This is a genomic window from Paenarthrobacter sp. CCNWLY172, from assembly GCF_037402035.1.
Lineage (GTDB): Bacteria > Actinomycetota > Actinomycetes > Actinomycetales > Micrococcaceae > Arthrobacter.
In genome coordinates, this window is record NZ_JBBEGB010000036.1 from 1 (window position 1) to 523 (window position 523).

General features: G+C 66.5%; 1 protein-coding gene. It reads right to left on the minus strand.

Annotation, left to right across the window (positions count from 1 at the left end; genetic code table 11):
* Positions 1-523 (minus strand): DUF222 domain-containing protein (locus WBN73_RS21405; RefSeq protein WP_337341291.1); only part of this gene is annotated, 523 nt, incomplete at both ends.

Below are 523 nucleotides of genomic sequence, written 5' to 3' on the forward strand. Positions count from 1 at the left end.
GGTGGTGAGGCGGGGGTTGGTGGCGACGTTCATGGCGGTGGTGAGGATTTCGTATTGTTCGTCGGTGGCGAAGATTTCGAGGTGGTGGAGGCCGTGGCGGCGTCGGCGGCGGAGGAACACGCCTTGGAGTTGGCGGAGGATTTCTTCGGTGGGTTCGGGGCCGTCGTGGTCGATGGCGTCGATCCAGCGTTTGGCCATTGTGGTGACGAAGTCCGGGTCGGTCTCGACCGCGGTGGTGGTGAGGGCGTGTTCCATCCGGGTGAGGGTGTCCTCGTCGGTGAGGTTCCGGACTTTGTCCAGGGCGGTGCTGATGATCGAGGCCGAACGGGAAGGCACCAGTGCGGAACCAACCGCTTGGGAGAGGATTGCGTGGCGGGCCGGGATGTCCTGCCCGGTGATCCCGGTCTGGGGGAGGACGTCCGGGGCGAGGGCGAGCCGGCGCTTGGCTTCTCCGATGCCGATCCGCAACCGTGCGCGCAGGAACTGGGCCGCGTTCCGGTACCCGTCATCCAGAACACTGGCC